We start from the raw sequence: 17,926 nt of genomic DNA on the forward strand, positions 1-17,926 counted from the left end.
GTCGTTTTGAAACCTTAGTACCTCAGAACCTTAGCAGCTTAGGAACTTAATATCTTAGAAGCTCAAGTAAAACCTCTTCAAAACGATTTTTAGGTAAAAACTGATCTTCAAGTGCTTTTGTAAACGGGATTGGAGAGTCTAAACTTGCCACTCTTTTTACCGGAGCGTCAAGATATTCAAAACATTCTTCCATAATTAGCGCCGAAATATCGCTGGCAATTCCACCAAACAAGGTATCTTCCTGATATATAATCACTTTTCCGGTCTTTTTAACCGATGCAAAAATAGTTTCCGTATCCAAAGGCTGTAAAGTTCTTAAATCGATTAAATCAGCTTCAATTTCAGGATTATTTGCCAAAGTTTCCAAAGCCCAGTGAACAGGCGCTCCAAAAGAGATAATCGTAACTGATTTTCCTTCTTTTAAAAGAGCCGCTTTTCCTAACGGAATTGTATAATAATCTATTGGAACATCCTGATAAACACTTCTATATAATTGTTTGTGTTCAAAAAATAATACCGGATTCGGATCGTTAATAGAAGTATTTAATAATCCTTTTGCATCATACGGAAAAGCTGGATAAACCACTTTTAACCCCGGAGTTTTTGTAAACCAGGCTTCGTTTGTCTGCGAATGAAAAGGTCCCGCCTGAGTCCCGCCGCCGCAAGGCATACGAACTACAACATCGGCTTTTTCGCCCCAGCGATAATGTGATTTTGCCAATAAGTTTACAATTGGATTAAATCCTGTTGAAACGAAATCAGCAAACTGCATCTCGACAACAGCTTTATAGCCATTAATTGACAATCCCATTCCGGCAGAAACTACTGCACTTTCGCAAATTGGAGTGTTGCGTATTCTGTCTTTTCCAAAAAGATCAACAAAACCTTCTGTTATTTTAAATGCACCACCATATTCTGCAATATCCTGCCCCATTAAAATAAGACGATAATGTTGTTGTAATGATTGTTCAAGACTGTTTCTGATGGCATCTATAAAACGAATATTTCTGGTTTCAGATTTTGATTTAACTTCTTCATATTCAAATGGTGCGTAAACATCATTTAATTCTCCGCTGTAAGTAGGCACAATCTCAGGTTCAGCATTTGCAATAGCCAATTGCTCGTCAATTTCCTGCTTAATTTCAGCTCTCAATGTGTTATCATATTCTTCCGTAAGGACGCCTTCATCCAATAAAAACATTCTGTAATTATCTACAGGATCTTTTGTAGCCCATTCCTTCATCATTTCTTCAGGCACATATTTAGTACCGCTTGCCTCTTCATGACCACGCATTCTAAAGGTTTTAAACTCTAATAAAACAGGATGCGGATCTTCCTGCATCTCTTCTTTTAGCTGTGTTATTTTGTTATAAACTTCAATAATATTATTTCCGTCAATAATATGGCTTTCTATACCATAACCAACACCTTTATCTGCGAGATTTTCGCATAAATACTGCTCATTTGTTGGAGTCGAAAGTCCGTAACCATTATTTTCGATAACAAACATTACAGGTAATTTCCAGACAGCAGCAATATTCAGCGCTTCGTGAAAATCACCTTCACTTGTTGCGCCTTCACCGGTAAATACAGCTGTTACTTTTTTATTTTTTTGAAGTTTATCTGCAAGGGCAATTCCATCTGCAATTCCTAACTGCGGCCCCAAATGCGAAATCATTCCTATTATATTATATTCCTGGGTTCCAAAATGAAAACTACGATCCCTTCCTTTTGTAAAACCATTTGCTTTTCCCTGCCATTGCGAAAAAAGTCTGTGCAACGGAATATTTCTTGTAGTAAAAACTCCAAGATTCCTGTGCATTGGTAATACATATTCTGTTTCATCCAAAGCTGCAGTTATCCCTACAGAGATTGCTTCCTGCCCTATTCCTGAAAACCATTTGGATACTTTTCCCTGTCGGATTAAGATTAGCATCTTCTCCTCGATTAGTCTGGGTTTTAGTATTTTTTTGTATAAATCAAGTAATTGAGGATTGGTGAGATTTTGTCTGTAAAAAATCATTTAGGTTTTGTTTTTGTAGTTGCTTTTGAATTTATAAAAATATAAAAAAATTAACATTATTAGTTAAATAATTAAATGCTATGAAATGTAATTTTTTAATCGGTCAAAAGTAGGAAAATTATTCATAATAATTATTCGCATTAAAATAAAATTTAAAGAGCAAAATAGGGTGCTAATATATCTTCAAAATTAAATAAACCTTCTTTTTTGTCGGTTAGATTTTCGGCAACAAAGACAACGCCGCTTCCAAAAGCTTCGCGCGAAATACTTTCATGAATTAGTCTGACAGTTTGAAAAGGAAATCCGAAAACCACTTCATGTTTACCCACAATTCCGCCGGCTCTTACAGAGTTTATATCTTCTTTTTCCAGATCCAGAGTTTCTGCAATTTTAAGGGCAGTTCCTGAAATTCCGTCTTTGCCTTTAAAATGTTCTTCAATGATTTCAATATCAACCCAGGGAGCAATTTTCTTTAGAAATTTAGAAGCAAATAAGAGATAATTTACGCCAAGAGTAATGTTCGGACTCCAGAATACGGTTGTAAGTTTTGAAAGCGATTTTAAAAAATCCTTCTCTTTATTACTATAATGAGAAATAGCTGAAATTATTTTGATTTTTCGCTCACTTGCCGCTTCTCCGTAAGTATAAATTCCTGATGCAGACGAAAAGTCAATTATGACATCAACAGGCTGATTATCCAAAAGTTCTGGTATTGAAGTTGTCGAACTTGAATATATTTTTCCTGCTTGATCAGAATCAATTCCGAGATATTCAGCTGTATTGCGATTTTCTAAAGTGGCATTTCTTTTTAAAACCCATTCGAGAGAAAATTTTTTGTTTTGCAATAATACTGATGCCACTGCTTTTCCTGTTTTTCCAAATCCTATTAATCCTATTTTCATAATATTATTTTTTATAAAAATAGATTTTTTAATTAGAAAATACAGGCATTATCACTATTATTAACATGTTTTTATCGTCTAAAGACGGTTAAAATGCATTATAATCAAAAATAGATTTTACTGTTTAATGGTTAAATTATTACGTTTAAATTCAATTTTATATTAAATTTTAAAATTCAAATCTAAAATATTATCTACCTTTGTTATTGTAAGGAATTACCGTTCCTTATTCTTTTTAAATAAAAAATGTAAAGTATGCAAAACATTCCTAGTGTAGACTTACGTGATTTCCTTTCGGACGACCCGAAACGTAAACAAAAATTTGTAAATGAAATCGGCAGTGCATTTGAAAACATTGGCTTCGTAGCCCTAAAAGGTCATTTCTTAGATGATCAGTTGGTAGACGAACTTTATGGCGAGATTAGAAAATTTTTCGCTTTGCCAATAGAAACTAAGCATAATTATGAAATTCCCGGAATAGGCGGACAAAGAGGTTATGTTTCTTTTGGAAAAGAACATGCTAAAGGACGTAAAGAGGGAGATTTAAAAGAGTTTTGGCATTTTGGTCAGTATGTTGATGCAGCTTCAAAATACGCTGCAGAATATCCTGATAATGTTGAAGTTAAAGAATTGCCACGTTTTAATGCAGTTGGTAAAGAAGCCTATCAAATGCTTGAAAAAACGGGCGTTTATGTATTAAGAGCCCTTGCCTTGCATTTAGGTTTAGATGAGTTTTATTTTGATCAATATGCAAAAGAAGGAAACTCTATTTTAAGACCAATACATTATCCACCAATTACTTCTGAGCCAGAAAACGCAATTCGTGCGGCAGCTCACGGAGATATTAACCTGATTACGCTTTTAATGGGAGCGCAGGGAAAAGGATTACAGGTTCAAAATCATGATGGCGAATGGATTGATGCCATTGCACAGGATGATGAATTAGTGATTAATGTGGGTGATATGTTGTCAAGACATACCAATAATAAATTAAAATCAACTATACATCAAGTAGTTAACCCTCCAAGAGAACTATGGGGAACTTCTCGTTATTCTATTCCGTTTTTTATGCATCCTGTAAGCGATATGCGTTTAGATTGTTTAGAGAACTGTATTGATGCTGAGAATCCTAAGAAATTTGAGGATATCACTGCAGGAGATTATTTATACGAACGTTTAGTAGACTTAGGTTTAATTAAAAAATAACATTTTTAAATCTCTCCCGAAGCCTCGGGATTAAAATTCCAAATTCCAAAAATAGTAATCTATTGGAATTTGGAATTTAATTTTTAAAAACTATAATTTGGAATTTAATAAAGTATGGACTTACAAGACCAATTAAAAAATTTATTTCCCGATCACGTACAATCAAATGAACCTGAAGAAGTTCAGCAGGAAGATCATGTTCTTTACGTTCAGAAAGAACCTATGATTTGTAAATTTGAAAAACGAAAAGGAAAAGCAACTACCATAATTGAAGGCTACGAAGGAAGCGATGAAGATTTTAAAATCCTGGCCAAGGAAATTAAAACAAAGCTTAGCGTAGGCGGAACTTTTAAAGACGATTCAATCATCATACAAGGCGATTATCGGGATAAAATTATGGCAATTTTAAAAGAAAAAGGATTTAAAACAAAAAGAGTTGGAGGATAATAAAATCCCAATTTTTTAAATCCCAAATTCCAATGTTTAACCGTGAAAATTTAACCGCAAAGTTCGCTAGAAATATTTCTAAGCTTTGTAAAAAGGCAAAGATCGCAAAGCTTTGTCATGAATATTTAGATTTCTAAAATTTGGAATTTGGAATTTGAAAATTGGCATTTTAGAAAAACCTTAGAACCTTAGTACCTCAAAAAAAATGATAAAATCATCAGAATTAATACTTAATCCAGACGGAAGCGTTTATCACTTAAACCTTCTTCCTGAACATATTGCACACGATATAATATTTGTTGGAGACCAAAACAGAGTAGAAAAAATCACTCAGTTTTTTGATTCGATTGAATATTCAACCCAAAAAAGAGAATTTAAAACCCAAACGGGAATCTATAAAGGAAAAAGAATCTCAGTAATGTCAACAGGAATTGGTCCTGACAATATTGATATTGTTTTAAACGAATTAGATGCTTTGGTAAACATCGATTTAAAAACGCGTTTGCCAAAAGAAAATCTAACTTCTTTAAATATCATCAGAATTGGAACTTCGGGTTCGCTGCAGGCTGATATTCCGGTGGATAGTTTTGTAATGTCAAAATTTGCACTTGGATTAGACAATATGCTTCGCTCCTATTTAATTGATGATGTTTCAAACATTGCTCTTGAAGATGCTTTTGTAACGCATACCAATTGGGACATTCGTAAAGGAAAACCATATGCGATTGCCTGTTCAGAAAAACTGGAAAAAGTAATTGAATCTGATAAAATTTTTAAAGGAATTACAGCAACTGCCGGAGGATTTTACGGTCCGCAAGGGCGTGTTTTACGTTTGAATATTCAGGACGAAGAATTAAATAATAAAATGGATAATTTTACTTTTAATGAGGAAAGAATCACTAATTTAGAGATGGAAACTGCGGCTATTTACGGACTTTCGGCTCTTTTAGGTCATAATGCTTTGTCGTTGAATGCAATTATTGCAAATCGTGCGTCGGGAACTTTTAGCGAAGATCCGTATAAAGCTGTTGACGAGTTGATTACTTATACATTAAACAAATTAGCTCAGAAATAATTAGATAATTTATGGAAGAAGCTATTTTTAGATTTGAGGAATTATTAGACGAAAATGCACCTTATTTTCCAACAATTGATTCTGTTATTTTAGAAGAAAAAAAAACCGGAAAATGGTCTAAAAAAGAAATATTAGGGCATTTGGTTGATTCTGCAATTCATAATTTGGTTCGTTTTACAGAGATTAATTATGTAGAAAAACCTTATCGACACAGACCATATAATCAGATAGATTTAGTAAATTTAAATCAATATCAAATAATGGATATTCATGATTTGACAGAGCTCTGGCTTTCAATAAATAAACAAATTGTAAGACTTATGAAATCTGTTGATGAAAAGGCTTTAGATTATAAAATTATCCTGAGTGATGAATCTGTAATAGATTTAAGGTATTTAATGACAGATTATGTAGATCATTTAGAGCATCATATCAGGCAATTACGATCTTAAAATTAGATAATTAGTCAATTAGAGAATTAGATAATTCTAGTAAAAACGAAATTTAAATATGGTTTTAAGAGTTGCGCGACATACAGATGACTTAAAGAAAATTGAAGATTTTTATATCAATATTCTTGGATTTGAGCGATTGGGCGGTTTTGAAAAGCATAGTAATTATAATGGTGTTTTTATTGGAAAATCTGGTTTAGACTGGCATTTTGAATTCACACAATCTGAAACAAAAGCGAATCATACGTTTGATGAAGACGATGTTATTGTGCTTTATCCGAAGACAATTGAAGAGTACAATATATTGCTAAGTCGATTTTATGATAATAATATTCGTGAGACAATTGCTGTAAATCCGTATTGGAATGAAAATGGACACATGTTTCAGGATCCTGACGGTTATCGCATTGTAATATCGCCTTTAAAGGCAACAAAATTAAATTAGAGAATGACAGATACACATAAAAAAATCCTATTTAGATATTATAGTGATTTATTAGAAGACACGGTTGTAGAGACTATGTGGGCAGAGGTTATTGATTTAGAAAAAGGGTATTTCAAATTAGATAATATTCCATTCTTTGGACCTCTAATTGCAACTGATGATATTTTTTATGCCGAATATGATGAAGATGAAGAGCGTTTGGTATATAAAAAGACTATAGAAACTTCTGGAAATTCAATTGTTCAGGTTATAATTCTGGAAAAAGGTTTTGACAAAGAAATAATAAGAGAAAAACTTAAAGCAGTTAATTGTGAATCAGAAGGAATGAATGAAACTCTTTTTGCAGTTGAAGTAATCAGAGAAGTTGATTATTCTGTTGTTAAAAGTATATTGAATGAATATGTAGATCTTTCTATAATAGATTTTGGGGAACCATGTCTTTCTGAAAAACACAGAGCAGATTTAATGAAAAACTAATAAACGACAAACAAACTTATAATACGCATACCAAACAACTTAACTTAAACTTAAACCTAATGAAAACTGTAAAAATTGTAGGTGTTCCTGAACACTTCAATTTGCCATGGCGTATATGTATCGAAAATGGTGAATTTGAAGCTGAAAACATTGATTTGCAATGGACAAATATTCCCGAAGGAACCGGTAAAATGTGTCAGATGCTTCGTGATGGAGAAGCTGATATTGCGGTTATTTTAACAGAAGGAATTGTAAAAGATATTATTGCAGGTAACCCAAGCAAAATTGTTCAGATATATGTGCAATCGCCTTTAATTTGGGGGATTCACGTTGGCGCAAAATCTGATTTCCACACTATAAAAGATCTTGAAAATAAAAAAGTTGCTATTTCCAGAAAAGGTTCCGGATCAGAATTAATGGCGTATGTAAATGCCAATAATCAGGGTTGGGAAACTGATAACTTACAATTTGAAATCGTAAATACCATCGATGGCGCTGTTGAAGCTTTGACAAACGGAACTGCCGATTATTTTATGTGGGAACATTTTATGACAAAACCTCTTGTAGATCAGGGAGTTTTTAGACGTGTTGGTGACTGCCCTACTCCATGGCCTTCTTTTGTAATTACGGTACGTGACGAATTTTTGAAGAAAAATTCAAAAGCTGTAGAAAAAATTCTGGAAGTAATTAATAAAACTACACACGATTTTGCCCAGATTCCGGATATTGATAAAACTCTGGCCGAACTTTTTAACCAACAGCTTGAAGATATTCAGGAATGGTTAAAGCTAACACAATGGTCGCAAAAACATTTAAATGAAAAAGCATTCGATAAAATTCAAAATCAATTATTTGATCTCGGAATTATTGATAAAAAAAGTACTTTTGTTGAAACTGTAAAAGCGCTGTAAATACTGCTTTTGATTCTTATGATAAAATTTCCTAAAATTGACTTTCCGCAATTAAAATCCAAATTACAGGTGAAATCACCCTGGGACAGGATTATTATTAGCGTTTTGAGTCTTTTGATAACGATACCTATTTTTATCATTCTGCATCAAAACCTGATCGATTTAGAATGGGCATTCAATCTCGATCGCGTTTTTATCTTTATATTTGTTTTTGCGGCTGTATTTTTCCTTTTAATGTATTTGCGAACTATAATTATTGTTTGTATTGCAGTTTATTTATTGGTTTTGGTTTACGGGTCTGTAATAGGAAATTACGGTTTCAATGAGATTTCAGAAGATTATAACTCCATGATTTATACAATGTCAGACAATCCGTATCCTCAGGATATTATTGTAGCAAAGTTACTTCCTTTTCCAAACAAATCATTGATTCTTAGTGCGATCGAATACCAAAATCCGAAAGTTAGGAACTTTGCGATTATGGCTACTACAAAGCATTTTAAAGGCATAAGAGGCTATTCTGATTATAGAACAACGATTCAGTGTTTTGCTGTTTTTAAAGAAATAAACAGTCGCTGGAATTACGTAAACGACCCAAAAGAAGGCGATTATATTGCAACGGCCAGCGAATCCTTAGAATATTTTTCAGGAGATTGTGATGATCATTCTATTTTAATGGCAGCGGCGATTCGGTCAATTGGCGGAACTCCAAGATTAATACATACCAAAGGACATATTTACCCTGAAATACTAATTGGTTCTTCGATCGATTTAGAAAAAGTCAATTATTTGATAAAAAATGTACTTTTCCCCAAAGAAAGTTACAAGCAAAAACTACATTACCATATTGATGAGCGTGGCCAGGTTTGGCTAAATCTTGATTATACTGCCAAATACCCGGGCGGACCATTTATGTATGAGGAAATTTTGGGAGCTTTAACGCTTAATTAAGGCGCTAAGGTTCTAAGAGGCTAAGTTGCTAAGTTTTTTTTGTAGATTAGATCTGCGAGCCTTTTTTTTGATTATATGATTTTGATAATTGTAAGTTTAATCTTTTGATTGTTCTTATAAATATTTGATTTTTAGATTTTTAATTGGAAATATTTTTGTAATTTCATGTTGTCTAACTTTAATCACAAAATCATGAAAAAATCTAACTTATTTATCTTTGGGATTGCATTATTAACTATTATAATGGTTTCATGCAAAGGGCGAAACAAACTGGTAAATTCCTGGAAAATTACCGCTGTTGAAGCAAAAATGCCTCTTTCTGATTCTCTGAAAAATGTAATTTTAACTAACGGAACTTTAACGTTTACAAAAGACGGACATGTGACGGGGTTTTTACAGGGAGAAATAAATAATGGTACTTACGCACTAACAAATGGGGGAAAAAAACTCGTAATTAAAGACGAAACCGGAACTCCATATCCTTGTGAAAGTATCATTACAGATGATAAATTGATTTTGGATAGTAAGGAAATGAAATTAACACTGGACAAAATTTAAGCAAAAGAAATACTTTACTAAACCATACAAAATCTCCTTAATATCATTGTATTAAGGAGATTTTTTTTTAAAATAGCTTTTAAAAATATTCTTTGTTATCCGCACTAATATAAAATTCTACACTTCAAATTTTTGGATGACGGAATGTAATAATGATTTAATGTATTTGTAAATTATTGAATTGAAAAAAAGAGTAATTTGTTGCCTTAAATAATAAACCACAAATGATTCAAATTTTTGAAAAGAACAAAAATCATATTCCCGATTTAAAAAGGATATTTCTTGAAGTTCGTCAAAAAACATTTTATTGGCTAGAGGATATTATCGAGTACAATCTTGATGATTTTGACCGTGAAACTGCAGGAGAATTTGTTTTAGTTGCTGTATTAAATAATAAAGCCGTTGGATTTATTTCGTTATGGCTTCCCGATAATTTCATTCATCATTTATATATTGATGAAGAACATCAGCATAAAAATATTGGAACAATTTTGCTCAACGAAGCCATTAAAATTATGAATTCGCCTGTTACATTAAAATGCCTGATACAAAATACCAAAGCCGTCGAGTTTTATAAAAAGAAAGGATTTATCGAGAAAGAAAAAGGTTTTTCTAATCATGGCGAATATATTTTGTTTTTGCTTGAAAAATAAAAGCAGGATTAGTTTTTACTGTTGACATAGGGTTGTCATTCAGCCCTTTTAGTTTTGTAGTATAACTTTTAAAAATGATAAAATCAATCAATTACCAAATTACGATTAATCACAATGCGATAAATAAAAACAAAATGGAACAGAATGATTTAGAAACTTTTTGTCCGGCCAGCCAAAAAGACTGGAGAGAATGGCTGATTGAAAACCATAACTCAAAACAATCTATTTGGCTAGTTTGTTATAAAAAACAAGCCAATAAACCCACGATCAACTGGAGCGATGCCGTAGACGTAGCGCTTTGTTTTGGCTGGATTGACAGCACGAGAAAATCTATTGGAAATGATACTTTTATCCAGTTTTTTACCCGAAGAAAACCCAATAGCGGATGGTCTAAAATAAATAAAGCAAAAGTAGAACGCCTTATTGAAGACGGATTAATGCAGAAAGCGGGCTACGAAAGCATTGAAAGAGCAAAAGAAAATGGTTCGTGGAATATTCTTGATGAAGTTGAAGAATTAACGATTCCTGAAGAACTGGAAATCGCATTTGAAGAAAATCCGGGTTCAAAAGATTTTTTTATGAGTTTAAGCAAATCAGTAAAAAAAATGATTTTACAATGGGTAACTGTCGCTAAAAGACCCGAAACCAAACAAAACAGGGTTAATGAAGTTGCAACGCTTGCTGCTAAAAATTTAAAACCAAAACAGTTCTAAAGATTATTATGTAACATTTTATGAAATTAGTTACTAATACTAAAATGTATCACTAAAATAGTAATCTTTATGGAAAAAATATCAAGACGTTCTTTTGTGAATAAATTTGGCGTTGGCGTTGGCGCTTCGGTAGTATTGACTACGCTTCCCTCCTTTTTAGAATTGCCTGAAAATCAGCAGGAAATTTATACCGGCAAAAAAATCAACATAGCCCTTTGCGGGTTAGGAAATTACGCTGGTTTGCTGGCTCAGGGAATTCAGGTTTCTGAATATTGCACTCTTGCAGGAATTGTTACCGGAACGCCTTCTAAAGCTGAAAAATGGAAAAAACAATATAATATTCCTGAAAAGAACATTTACAACTATCAAAATTTTGATGAAATAATTAATAACAAAGATATTGATTTGGTGTATGTTGTGTTACCAAATGGCCTGCATAAAGAATTTGTTATTCGTGCTGCAAAAGCCGGTAAACATGTAATTACCGAAAAGCCAATGGCGGTGACGGTAAAAGATTGCGACGAAATGATCAAAGCCTGTAATGATGCAAATGTTCAGCTTGCAATGGGTTATCGTTTGCATTATGAGCCTTATCATTTAGAAATTAAACGATTAGGACAAAATAAAGTATTCGGACAAGTTCGTTTTATTGAAGCTTCTCTGGGTTATAAAACTTACGATACAACTAGTAAGGCCAAAGTAGATAAAAAAGACCGCAACGAATGGCGATTGACGAAAGCACTTGGCGGCGGCCCATTGATGGATTTGGGAATTTACTGTATTCAAAGTGCGCGTTATGTTCTGGGCGAAGAACCAATTGCTGTAACAGCCCAATTTGGAACTGTAAATGATAAAGACAGATTTTCTGAAACTGAAGAAAGTATCAGCTGGCAAATGGAATTTCCGAGTGGCGCGGTTGCCAATTGTAATACTTCCTGTGGTTTTTATGTAGACAGATTTTACGCTTCTGCAGATGAAGGTTTCTTCGAAATGAGTCCTGCGCTTAGTTATGGCCCGTTTGTAGGGAGAACTTCAGAAAAAGAATTAAAATTTCCTGTAATAAACCAACAAAAAAACCAGTTGGATGGAATCTGTAAGGTATTAGCAGAAAATAAAAAATTACCGGATCATATTACGGGCGAAGAAGGCAAAAAAGACATCAAAGTCATTAATGCGATATATAAAGCTGCCCAGGAAGGAAAGAAAATATTTTTATAATTCGGAAATAGAATAATAAAGAAATAATTGTAGCTAAAAATAAATAACCTCCAGAGTAATCAGTTCTGGAGGTTAAAGAATGGGCATAAATAAAAATAAATAAGGAAAATACCCATTCAGACAAAAATGAACCAACTAAAAATTAATGGAAATTATGAGCTTCACCATTAAACCCTTCCCTATTATTATCTTCCCATGATTTTGCAAACTTTTTAAAAGCTTCTTTTTCTGTTCTTGAAAGTTCGCATTGACATTGCCAATTACCGAATTGATCTTTATAGACTAGTTTTTCGTTAATCTCGTATTTTTCCTGATGTTCTATTTCTTTTATTTCAACAATCATTTTACTGCGATTTATAGTTTTGGCTTATAATAGAATTACATTGTTTTTAAAAGCTCTGTAATAGCAATTTCCATTTTTTTATAATCTTTTCTAATTTTATCAGTCATTTCACTTTTTCGGTCGCCTGAAAGACTCATTGTGATAAATCTTTTTGATATACCATATTTTTCTTTGATACGATTAAGGATTTCTTTATTGTAAGTATTTTTCTTTTTCGTTTCTTTGTCCATTGCTTTGTTTGTTCCCGTTGTAAGAACAAATATATAGACAATTGTTTATTAAAGCAAATAAAAAAGTAAACTATTTCCTATATTTTTATGAAAGCCATTGAAAGATTTTATCAATACCTTGAATATAAAGGTGTTAAACCAACCAGATTTGAAAAAGATTGCGGACTCTCTAATGGTTATTTAGGGACGCAATTAAAACGTAAAGGCACTTTGGGCGAAGATGTTCTGAATAAAATAATAGACAATTGTCGAGATATTAACCCTGTTTGGCTACTTTCGGGGCAGGAAACTATGCTCAAAAACATACCTTATGAAACAAATTCTGATATAAATTTTGTAAGTGAAGAACCTGCAGAATACAATAAACAGCTTCTACCTCTTTATGATATAAAAACGTTATCATCTGCCGAAGCATTATTTAAAGACACTAATAAAGAAACACCACTTGGCCATATAACAATTCCGAACCTGCCGAAATGCGATGGCGCAATTTATGCCAGCAGCGACAGCATGTATCCCCTTCTAAAATCGGGCGATATAATTTTGTATAAAAAAATTGCAGCCACAATCGAAAACATTTATTGGGGCGAAATGTATCTTGTTTCTTTAATAAATGATGATCAGGATGAATTTATAATGCTAAAATGGATTCATAAATCTGAAAAAGGAGATGAATTCATTACCCTTTCTTCAGAAAATAAGCATCATCAGCCAAAAGATTTCAACATTAATGCTATTAAAGGCCTGGCATTGGTAAAAGCCAGTATTAGAATAAATGAGGTCTATTGATTTATTTAAATATCTAGTTTTCATACGCTTAAATAAACGAGTTTAAATAATTTTTTAAACATTTTAACTGAAATATTTTGCGCAGTCAAATAACTGCATTATATTTGCAGTCAAATAACTGCATAATGGAAATCCGAAGAGATGTATTTCAGGCAATTGCCGATCCCACACGTAGGGCAATATTAAGTCTGGTCGCCATGCAAGCGATGACGCCGGGCGCTATTGCCGAGAACTTTGAATCGTCAAGACAAACGATTTCAAAACACATTCAGATATTAAGTGAATGCGAATTGTTAAGCCAGACTCAGGCTGGACGGGAAATTTATTATCATCTAAATCCTGAAAAAATGAAAGAAATAGACCAATTTATTGAACCATTCCGCAAAATGTGGGACGACCGATTTAATAAACTCGAAGCTATCATGAAAAACTACCAACCTAAAAAGTAGCATAATATGGAACAAAAAACAAAAATTGCAGCAGTAGAAGACAAACAGGAGTTGGTAATTACCAGAGAATTTGATTTGCCATTAGAATTGCTTTTTAAAGCGTATGAAGAACCGGAAATTGTAGCGCAATGGATGGGAACAAAAGTGATTAAACTGGAAAATAAAAAACATGGCGGTTATCAGTTTGAAACTTCTGATCCCAACGGAAATGTGGTTTTTAAAGCAAATGGAACCATTCATGAGTTTACTGTCAACGAAAGAATTATTAGAACTTTTGAAATGGAAAACTCTCCTTTTGCAGTTCAGCTTGAATTTTTGGAATTCGAAAAAATTACAGAACAAACTAGTAAACTTACTATGCAAATTGTTTACAAAAGTATAGAATTGAGAAATCAAATGTTGAAATTACCATTTGCACAAGGATTAAATATGGCACATAACCGTTTGCAGGAAGTGGTGAATAAATTAAAATAATATAGTAAACATTTGATATTTAAAGTTTTAAATTATTTTTTAAGCTAATTTAAAACCTCCATTCACATTTGTAAATTTTGATGTTTAAAACAGTAAACTTAACCGATTAAAATAAAATATTATGACAAAAAGAAATAAAATTATCTATTGGATTGCAACAATTTGGCTTGCTCTGGGAATGACATCAACGGGAATTGTACAGATAATAAAATTAAAAGAGGAAGTTGATATGATGACACATTTGGGTTATCCGCTTTATTTTTTGACGCTTCTTGGTGTGTGGAAAATTTTGGGTGTTATTGCAATTCTAATTCCTAAATTTCCGTTATTGAAAGAATGGACTTATGCAGGTTTCTTTTTTGCAATGTCGGGTGCTATTTTTTCTCATTTATCTGTAGGCGATGATGCTATTGCGCTTTTTGGACCAACATTATTAATTGTTTTGACAATAATATCCTGGTATTTCAGACCTGCAGACAGAAAAGTTATTTCAGCTTAATTTAAAAACAGTTAAAATGAATCCTAAAGTTGATTTTTATTTTGATAAGGAAAAAAAATGGCTAAAAGAACAGGAACAATTAAGAGAAATTGTTCTTGAATGCGGTCTTGCAGAAGAATTGAAATGGGGCGTTCCCTGTTATATGCATCAAAAAAGTAATATCGTTTTAATTCATTCCTTTAAAGAATATTGTGCGCTTTTGTTTTTTAAAGGGGCGTTATTGAAGGATACAGAAGATATTTTAATTCAGCAATCTGCAAATGTTCAGGCAGCACGCCAAATCAGGTTTACAAATCTTCAGGAAATAATAGATTTAAAATCAGTTCTTAAAACTTACATTTTTGAAGCTGTTGAAATTGAAAAAGCAGGTTTGAAAGTGAATTTGAAAAAGACAGCAGAATTTCCGGTTTCTGACGAATTTCAGCAGAAATTAGATGAAAACCCAGACTTAAAAAAAGCTTTTGAAGCTTTAACTCCCGGCAGGCAAAGAGCTTATTTACTTCATTTTTCGCAACCTAAACAAGCAAAAACCAGAGAATCAAGAGTAGAAAAATACATACCTGCAATTTTTGAAGGAAAAGGATTAAATGATTAATATTTCTTACTTTTAATCAAAAAAAGAATATGAAAATTCAGGAAATACTTGAGCAGCTTAAAATGCTGAGCAACGAAAAAATGATTGCTCATAATAAAAAGTTTGGTGCCGGCGATAATCAGTTTGGTGTTAAAATGGGTGATATTCGAGCATTGGCAAAAAAAATAAAAACCAATCATGAACTTGCACTTGAACTTTGGGATACTGAAAATGTTGATGCCCGATTTTTGGCAACTTTGCTTATTGATCCAAAAAAAATAACAAAAGAAGAGATAAACAGATTGGTAAAATCTGAAAAATTCCCACATGTTGCCGATTGGCTCTATACGAATGTTATAAAACCATATCCGGATAATGAAGCTTTAAGAATCGAATGGATGCAGACTAAAGATATCATGCAAGCCCGTGCAGGCTGGAGTCTTACAAGTGGAGCTGTGGTTAGAAACCCTGATATTCTGGACTTGCCTGCCCTTCTCGACCGCATAGAATCTGAAATGCCAAAAGCGGCTCCCGAAGTACAATGGACGATGAATAATACTTTGGCAAATATAGGAATCAACCATCCTCAATATCGGGAACGCGCACTTAGCATTGGCGAAAAATTAGGTATTTATAGAGATTATCCTGTTTCAAAAGGTTGTACTTCGCCTTTTGCACCTATTTGGATAAACGAAATGGTGAGCAGACAAAAATAAAAATCGTCTACTCGCCTATTTATCATAACTTTTAAGGAAAAGTAAAATGGAAAAAACGAATCATGCAGAAAATAAAGAACTCCGAAGTACAAAAATATTTAATGCTCCGGCAGATATAGTTTGGGAAGTCTGGACAAATCCTGAACATATAACAAATTGGTGGGGACCAAATGGTTTTACCAATACGATTCATAAAATGGATTTTGAAGAAAATGGCGAATGGAATTTAACCATGCATGGTCCGGACGGTACTAATTACCCAAACAGAAGTATTTTTAAAGAAATTATTCCGTTTAAGAAAATCGTTTTTGAGCATTTCAATCCGCATTTTATCACAACCGTTTTATTTGAATCTAAAGGCAAAGAAACCTTACTAGACTGGTCGCTTTTGTTTGATTCTGAAGAAATGTATAACATCATCGTAAAAGCCCATAAAGCTGATGAAGGACAAAAACAAAATTTGGAAAAACTGGAAAAATATTTAGCAGAAATGCTTAATAAATGAAATATAACATCATGAAAAACAAACTATCAGAATCAGCATCTGAAGAATTACTTAAAGTGCTAAAAAAACGTTTTGAAGATAATATGAACCGTCATCAAGATCTGGTTTGGGATAAAATTCAATTAAAATTAGAAGCAAATCCTGAAAAATTGTGGTCACTTGACGAAATGGAAAGAACTGAAGGTGAACCGGATGTTGTGGGGTATGATAAAAAATTAGATGAATACATTTTTTATGATTGTTCAGCAGAAAGTCCCAAAGGCCGCAGAAGCTTTTGTTACGATCATGAAGCTCTCGAAAAAAGAAAAGAAAACAAGCCCAACGACAGCGCATTAAATATGGCTGAAAACATGGGAATAGAACTTTTGACCGAAGAACAATATCGCGAACTGCAAAAATTAGGTAAGTTCGATACTAAAACATCAAGCTGGATTGTTACGCCTTCAAATATTAGAAAGCTTGGTGGGGCTTTATTTTCAGATTTTCGTTATGATACTGTCTTTGTGTATCATAACGGTGCAGAATCGTATTATGCAGCCAGAGGATTTCGTGGCTCTTTGAGAGTTTAAAAAACAAAACGGCTTCATGTTTAATGAAGCCGTTTTTATAATGATCTAATCTTTTTTATCCTTTAGAATTTTACCTTCTTTCGTAAATTCCAAATCAATTTTATTGGTTAAATCGACATCCAGATCTTTATGACCGTAATCGATGTGCGTAATTTTTTCGTTTGGATGATTTTTTGCCACATAATCTTTTACAGCTTGCGGAATAAAATCAGTTGGAATTGGTTTATCGTCTCCATCAACTTCACGATATGAACCATCTTTCCAGAACTCTACCTCTGTTCCGTCTTTTAGTTTTACTTCATAGCCTTTTTCGCCGTGTTCAGCATCTTTTTTAGCGATATCAACAGTTGTATTGCTAAAATGCTTTTTTAAAAACTCTTGTGCCGGTTGTGGCAGTTCAGAAACTTCTATTTTCTTTTGGGCGTTTGCCGATATTATAAATCCAAATAATAATGCGGTCAGTATGATTTTATTTTTCATGATTTGTGTATTAAAGTTATAATAATCACTAATTTACAATAAGTAAAAATGCATTCAAATTACTTTAAGAAATTTTTAGATTTTTAAAATAAATTATTTATTCCGATTTCCTGCAAGGTTTTCAAAACCTTGTAGGTATTTGAATTTCTATCAAATTATTTTGCAGGTCTAAAATTATACCTACAAGGTTTTGAAAACCTTGCAGGATTGAAAGCTTTTATTTTTTGCCAAATGACAAATCCTGAAAAAATAACTTTGATTATCTTG

Annotated in this window: 25 protein-coding genes; 20 read left to right on the forward strand and 5 right to left on the reverse strand. The window is 32.8% G+C overall.

Features of this window, described 5'->3' with window-relative positions; genetic code table 11:
* Window positions 1-46: 46 nt before the first annotated feature.
* Window positions 47-2,023, reverse strand: a complete 1,977-nt coding sequence (locus tag BUE22_RS06380; RefSeq protein ID WP_073394203.1) for an alpha-ketoacid dehydrogenase subunit alpha/beta — start codon at window positions 2,021-2,023, stop codon at window positions 47-49.
* A gap of 152 nt (window positions 2,024-2,175) precedes the next feature.
* On the reverse strand, window positions 2,176-2,925 hold the full coding sequence (locus BUE22_RS06385) for a 4-hydroxy-tetrahydrodipicolinate reductase (protein ID WP_073394204.1): 750 nt from the start codon (window positions 2,923-2,925) through the stop codon (window positions 2,176-2,178).
* A gap of 255 nt (window positions 2,926-3,180) precedes the next feature.
* Here BUE22_RS06385 and BUE22_RS06390 point away from each other — a divergent pair, with 255 nt between their 5' ends.
* The 12 genes from BUE22_RS06390 to BUE22_RS06445 all read left to right on the forward strand — a co-directional run bounded on the left by BUE22_RS06390 (window position 3,181) and on the right by BUE22_RS06445 (window position 12,031).
* Entirely contained in the window at window positions 3,181-4,131 is a 951-nt protein-coding gene (locus BUE22_RS06390) for an isopenicillin N synthase family dioxygenase (protein WP_042566982.1), read from the forward strand.
* A gap of 114 nt (window positions 4,132-4,245) precedes the next feature.
* Window positions 4,246-4,578 carry a translation initiation factor gene (locus BUE22_RS06395; RefSeq protein ID WP_042566981.1) on the forward strand — a complete coding sequence of 111 codons (333 nt, stop codon included), beginning with the start codon at window positions 4,246-4,248 and terminating at the stop codon, window positions 4,576-4,578.
* A 205-nt stretch (window positions 4,579-4,783) separates the two neighbouring features.
* The gene (locus BUE22_RS06400; RefSeq protein ID WP_042566980.1) at window positions 4,784-5,653 is read left to right on the forward strand and encodes a nucleoside phosphorylase; all 870 of its coding nucleotides are present in this window, start codon (window positions 4,784-4,786) and stop codon (window positions 5,651-5,653) included.
* Between the two features lie 11 nt (window positions 5,654-5,664).
* On the forward strand, window positions 5,665-6,105 hold the full coding sequence (locus BUE22_RS06405; RefSeq protein ID WP_073394205.1) for a DinB family protein: 441 nt from the start codon (window positions 5,665-5,667) through the stop codon (window positions 6,103-6,105).
* Between the two features lie 58 nt (window positions 6,106-6,163).
* A complete protein-coding gene (locus BUE22_RS06410) occupies window positions 6,164-6,550 on the forward strand; it encodes a VOC family protein (protein ID WP_073394206.1) in 387 nt (128 codons plus the stop codon).
* A gap of 3 nt (window positions 6,551-6,553) precedes the next feature.
* The gene (locus tag BUE22_RS06415) at window positions 6,554-7,027 is read left to right on the forward strand and encodes a DUF4265 domain-containing protein (RefSeq protein WP_073394207.1); all 474 of its coding nucleotides are present in this window, start codon (window positions 6,554-6,556) and stop codon (window positions 7,025-7,027) included.
* A 59-nt stretch (window positions 7,028-7,086) separates the two neighbouring features.
* Window positions 7,087-7,938 (forward strand): substrate-binding domain-containing protein, encoded by an 852-nt coding sequence (locus tag BUE22_RS06420; RefSeq protein WP_042567220.1) that lies wholly within the window; start codon window positions 7,087-7,089, stop codon window positions 7,936-7,938.
* Between the two features lie 18 nt (window positions 7,939-7,956).
* The gene (locus BUE22_RS06425; RefSeq protein ID WP_073394208.1) at window positions 7,957-8,889 is read left to right on the forward strand and encodes a transglutaminase-like domain-containing protein; all 933 of its coding nucleotides are present in this window, start codon (window positions 7,957-7,959) and stop codon (window positions 8,887-8,889) included.
* A 192-nt stretch (window positions 8,890-9,081) separates the two neighbouring features.
* Entirely contained in the window at window positions 9,082-9,447 is a 366-nt protein-coding gene (locus tag BUE22_RS06430) for a hypothetical protein (RefSeq protein WP_042566977.1), read from the forward strand.
* 224 nt (window positions 9,448-9,671) lie between these two features.
* Window positions 9,672-10,100 carry a GNAT family N-acetyltransferase gene (locus BUE22_RS06435; protein ID WP_084540222.1) on the forward strand — a complete coding sequence of 143 codons (429 nt, stop codon included), beginning with the start codon at window positions 9,672-9,674 and terminating at the stop codon, window positions 10,098-10,100.
* A gap of 74 nt (window positions 10,101-10,174) precedes the next feature.
* Window positions 10,175-10,813 carry a YdeI/OmpD-associated family protein gene (locus BUE22_RS06440; protein WP_317043528.1) on the forward strand — a complete coding sequence of 213 codons (639 nt, stop codon included), beginning with the start codon at window positions 10,175-10,177 and terminating at the stop codon, window positions 10,811-10,813.
* Between the two features lie 69 nt (window positions 10,814-10,882).
* Complete coding sequence (locus tag BUE22_RS06445; RefSeq protein ID WP_073394209.1) at window positions 10,883-12,031, forward strand: Gfo/Idh/MocA family protein; 1,149 nt, start codon at window positions 10,883-10,885, stop codon at window positions 12,029-12,031.
* Window positions 12,032-12,173: 142 nt separating this feature from the next.
* Here the strand turns inward: BUE22_RS06445 and BUE22_RS06450 are convergent, their stop codons facing one another.
* Window positions 12,174-12,374 (reverse strand): hypothetical protein, encoded by a 201-nt coding sequence (locus tag BUE22_RS06450; RefSeq protein WP_073394210.1) that lies wholly within the window; start codon window positions 12,372-12,374, stop codon window positions 12,174-12,176.
* Window positions 12,375-12,409: 35 nt separating this feature from the next.
* Window positions 12,410-12,604 carry a hypothetical protein gene (locus BUE22_RS06455; RefSeq protein ID WP_042566974.1) on the reverse strand — a complete coding sequence of 65 codons (195 nt, stop codon included), beginning with the start codon at window positions 12,602-12,604 and terminating at the stop codon, window positions 12,410-12,412.
* A gap of 87 nt (window positions 12,605-12,691) precedes the next feature.
* Between BUE22_RS06455 and BUE22_RS06460 the strand changes: the two genes are divergently transcribed.
* The 8 genes from BUE22_RS06460 to BUE22_RS06495 all read left to right on the forward strand — a co-directional run bounded on the left by BUE22_RS06460 (window position 12,692) and on the right by BUE22_RS06495 (window position 17,179).
* A complete protein-coding gene (locus BUE22_RS06460) occupies window positions 12,692-13,393 on the forward strand; it encodes a S24 family peptidase (RefSeq protein ID WP_073394211.1) in 702 nt (233 codons plus the stop codon).
* A gap of 125 nt (window positions 13,394-13,518) precedes the next feature.
* Window positions 13,519-13,842: an ArsR/SmtB family transcription factor gene (locus tag BUE22_RS06465; RefSeq protein WP_073394212.1), complete on the forward strand. Its 324-nt coding sequence runs from the start codon at window positions 13,519-13,521 to the stop codon at window positions 13,840-13,842.
* Window positions 13,843-13,848: 6 nt separating this feature from the next.
* Complete coding sequence (locus tag BUE22_RS06470; protein WP_073394213.1) at window positions 13,849-14,316, forward strand: SRPBCC domain-containing protein; 468 nt, start codon at window positions 13,849-13,851, stop codon at window positions 14,314-14,316.
* 121 nt (window positions 14,317-14,437) lie between these two features.
* A complete protein-coding gene (locus BUE22_RS06475; protein ID WP_073394214.1) occupies window positions 14,438-14,815 on the forward strand; it encodes a DoxX family protein in 378 nt (125 codons plus the stop codon).
* Between the two features lie 16 nt (window positions 14,816-14,831).
* A complete protein-coding gene (locus tag BUE22_RS06480; protein WP_073394215.1) occupies window positions 14,832-15,410 on the forward strand; it encodes a YdeI/OmpD-associated family protein in 579 nt (192 codons plus the stop codon).
* A 29-nt stretch (window positions 15,411-15,439) separates the two neighbouring features.
* The gene (locus tag BUE22_RS06485; protein ID WP_073394216.1) at window positions 15,440-16,105 is read left to right on the forward strand and encodes a DNA alkylation repair protein; all 666 of its coding nucleotides are present in this window, start codon (window positions 15,440-15,442) and stop codon (window positions 16,103-16,105) included.
* A gap of 46 nt (window positions 16,106-16,151) precedes the next feature.
* Entirely contained in the window at window positions 16,152-16,610 is a 459-nt protein-coding gene (locus BUE22_RS06490) for an SRPBCC family protein (RefSeq protein ID WP_073394217.1), read from the forward strand.
* 11 nt (window positions 16,611-16,621) lie between these two features.
* Window positions 16,622-17,179: a DUF4256 domain-containing protein gene (locus BUE22_RS06495; protein WP_207761283.1), complete on the forward strand. Its 558-nt coding sequence runs from the start codon at window positions 16,622-16,624 to the stop codon at window positions 17,177-17,179.
* A 45-nt stretch (window positions 17,180-17,224) separates the two neighbouring features.
* Here the strand turns inward: BUE22_RS06495 and BUE22_RS06500 are convergent, their stop codons facing one another.
* Window positions 17,225-17,659, reverse strand: a complete 435-nt coding sequence (locus tag BUE22_RS06500; protein ID WP_073394219.1) for a PepSY-like domain-containing protein — start codon at window positions 17,657-17,659, stop codon at window positions 17,225-17,227.
* Window positions 17,660-17,926: the final 267 nt, after the last annotated feature.

Origin of the sequence: Flavobacterium pectinovorum (assembly GCF_900142715.1) — a bacterium.
Lineage (GTDB): Bacteria > Bacteroidota > Bacteroidia > Flavobacteriales > Flavobacteriaceae > Flavobacterium > Flavobacterium pectinovorum.

Coding starts and splice junctions, on each gene's coding strand:
- BUE22_RS06475 (WP_073394214.1), top strand. CDS start 14,438: ATGACAAAAAGAAATAAAATTATCTATTGGATTGCAACAATTTGGCTT.
- BUE22_RS06395 (WP_042566981.1), top strand. CDS start 4,246: ATGGACTTACAAGACCAATTAAAAAATTTATTTCCCGATCACGTACAA.
- BUE22_RS06405 (WP_073394205.1), top strand. CDS start 5,665: ATGGAAGAAGCTATTTTTAGATTTGAGGAATTATTAGACGAAAATGCA.
- BUE22_RS06415 (WP_073394207.1), top strand. CDS start 6,554: ATGACAGATACACATAAAAAAATCCTATTTAGATATTATAGTGATTTA.
- BUE22_RS06500 (WP_073394219.1), bottom strand. CDS start 17,659: ATGAAAAATAAAATCATACTGACCGCATTATTATTTGGATTTATAATA.
- BUE22_RS06400 (WP_042566980.1), top strand. CDS start 4,784: ATGATAAAATCATCAGAATTAATACTTAATCCAGACGGAAGCGTTTAT.
- BUE22_RS06495 (WP_207761283.1), top strand. CDS start 16,622: ATGAAAAACAAACTATCAGAATCAGCATCTGAAGAATTACTTAAAGTG.
- BUE22_RS06420 (WP_042567220.1), top strand. CDS start 7,087: ATGAAAACTGTAAAAATTGTAGGTGTTCCTGAACACTTCAATTTGCCA.
- BUE22_RS06435 (WP_084540222.1), top strand. CDS start 9,672: ATGATTCAAATTTTTGAAAAGAACAAAAATCATATTCCCGATTTAAAA.
- BUE22_RS06425 (WP_073394208.1), top strand. CDS start 7,957: ATGATAAAATTTCCTAAAATTGACTTTCCGCAATTAAAATCCAAATTA.
- BUE22_RS06465 (WP_073394212.1), top strand. CDS start 13,519: ATGGAAATCCGAAGAGATGTATTTCAGGCAATTGCCGATCCCACACGT.
- BUE22_RS06430 (WP_042566977.1), top strand. CDS start 9,082: ATGAAAAAATCTAACTTATTTATCTTTGGGATTGCATTATTAACTATT.
- BUE22_RS06380 (WP_073394203.1), bottom strand. CDS start 2,023: ATGATTTTTTACAGACAAAATCTCACCAATCCTCAATTACTTGATTTA.
- BUE22_RS06445 (WP_073394209.1), top strand. CDS start 10,883: ATGGAAAAAATATCAAGACGTTCTTTTGTGAATAAATTTGGCGTTGGC.
- BUE22_RS06455 (WP_042566974.1), bottom strand. CDS start 12,604: ATGGACAAAGAAACGAAAAAGAAAAATACTTACAATAAAGAAATCCTT.
- BUE22_RS06440 (WP_317043528.1), top strand. CDS start 10,175: ATGATAAAATCAATCAATTACCAAATTACGATTAATCACAATGCGATA.
- BUE22_RS06385 (WP_073394204.1), bottom strand. CDS start 2,925: ATGAAAATAGGATTAATAGGATTTGGAAAAACAGGAAAAGCAGTGGCA.
- BUE22_RS06390 (WP_042566982.1), top strand. CDS start 3,181: ATGCAAAACATTCCTAGTGTAGACTTACGTGATTTCCTTTCGGACGAC.
- BUE22_RS06450 (WP_073394210.1), bottom strand. CDS start 12,374: ATGATTGTTGAAATAAAAGAAATAGAACATCAGGAAAAATACGAGATT.
- BUE22_RS06485 (WP_073394216.1), top strand. CDS start 15,440: ATGAAAATTCAGGAAATACTTGAGCAGCTTAAAATGCTGAGCAACGAA.
- BUE22_RS06410 (WP_073394206.1), top strand. CDS start 6,164: ATGGTTTTAAGAGTTGCGCGACATACAGATGACTTAAAGAAAATTGAA.
- BUE22_RS06460 (WP_073394211.1), top strand. CDS start 12,692: ATGAAAGCCATTGAAAGATTTTATCAATACCTTGAATATAAAGGTGTT.
- BUE22_RS06490 (WP_073394217.1), top strand. CDS start 16,152: ATGGAAAAAACGAATCATGCAGAAAATAAAGAACTCCGAAGTACAAAA.
- BUE22_RS06470 (WP_073394213.1), top strand. CDS start 13,849: ATGGAACAAAAAACAAAAATTGCAGCAGTAGAAGACAAACAGGAGTTG.
- BUE22_RS06480 (WP_073394215.1), top strand. CDS start 14,832: ATGAATCCTAAAGTTGATTTTTATTTTGATAAGGAAAAAAAATGGCTA.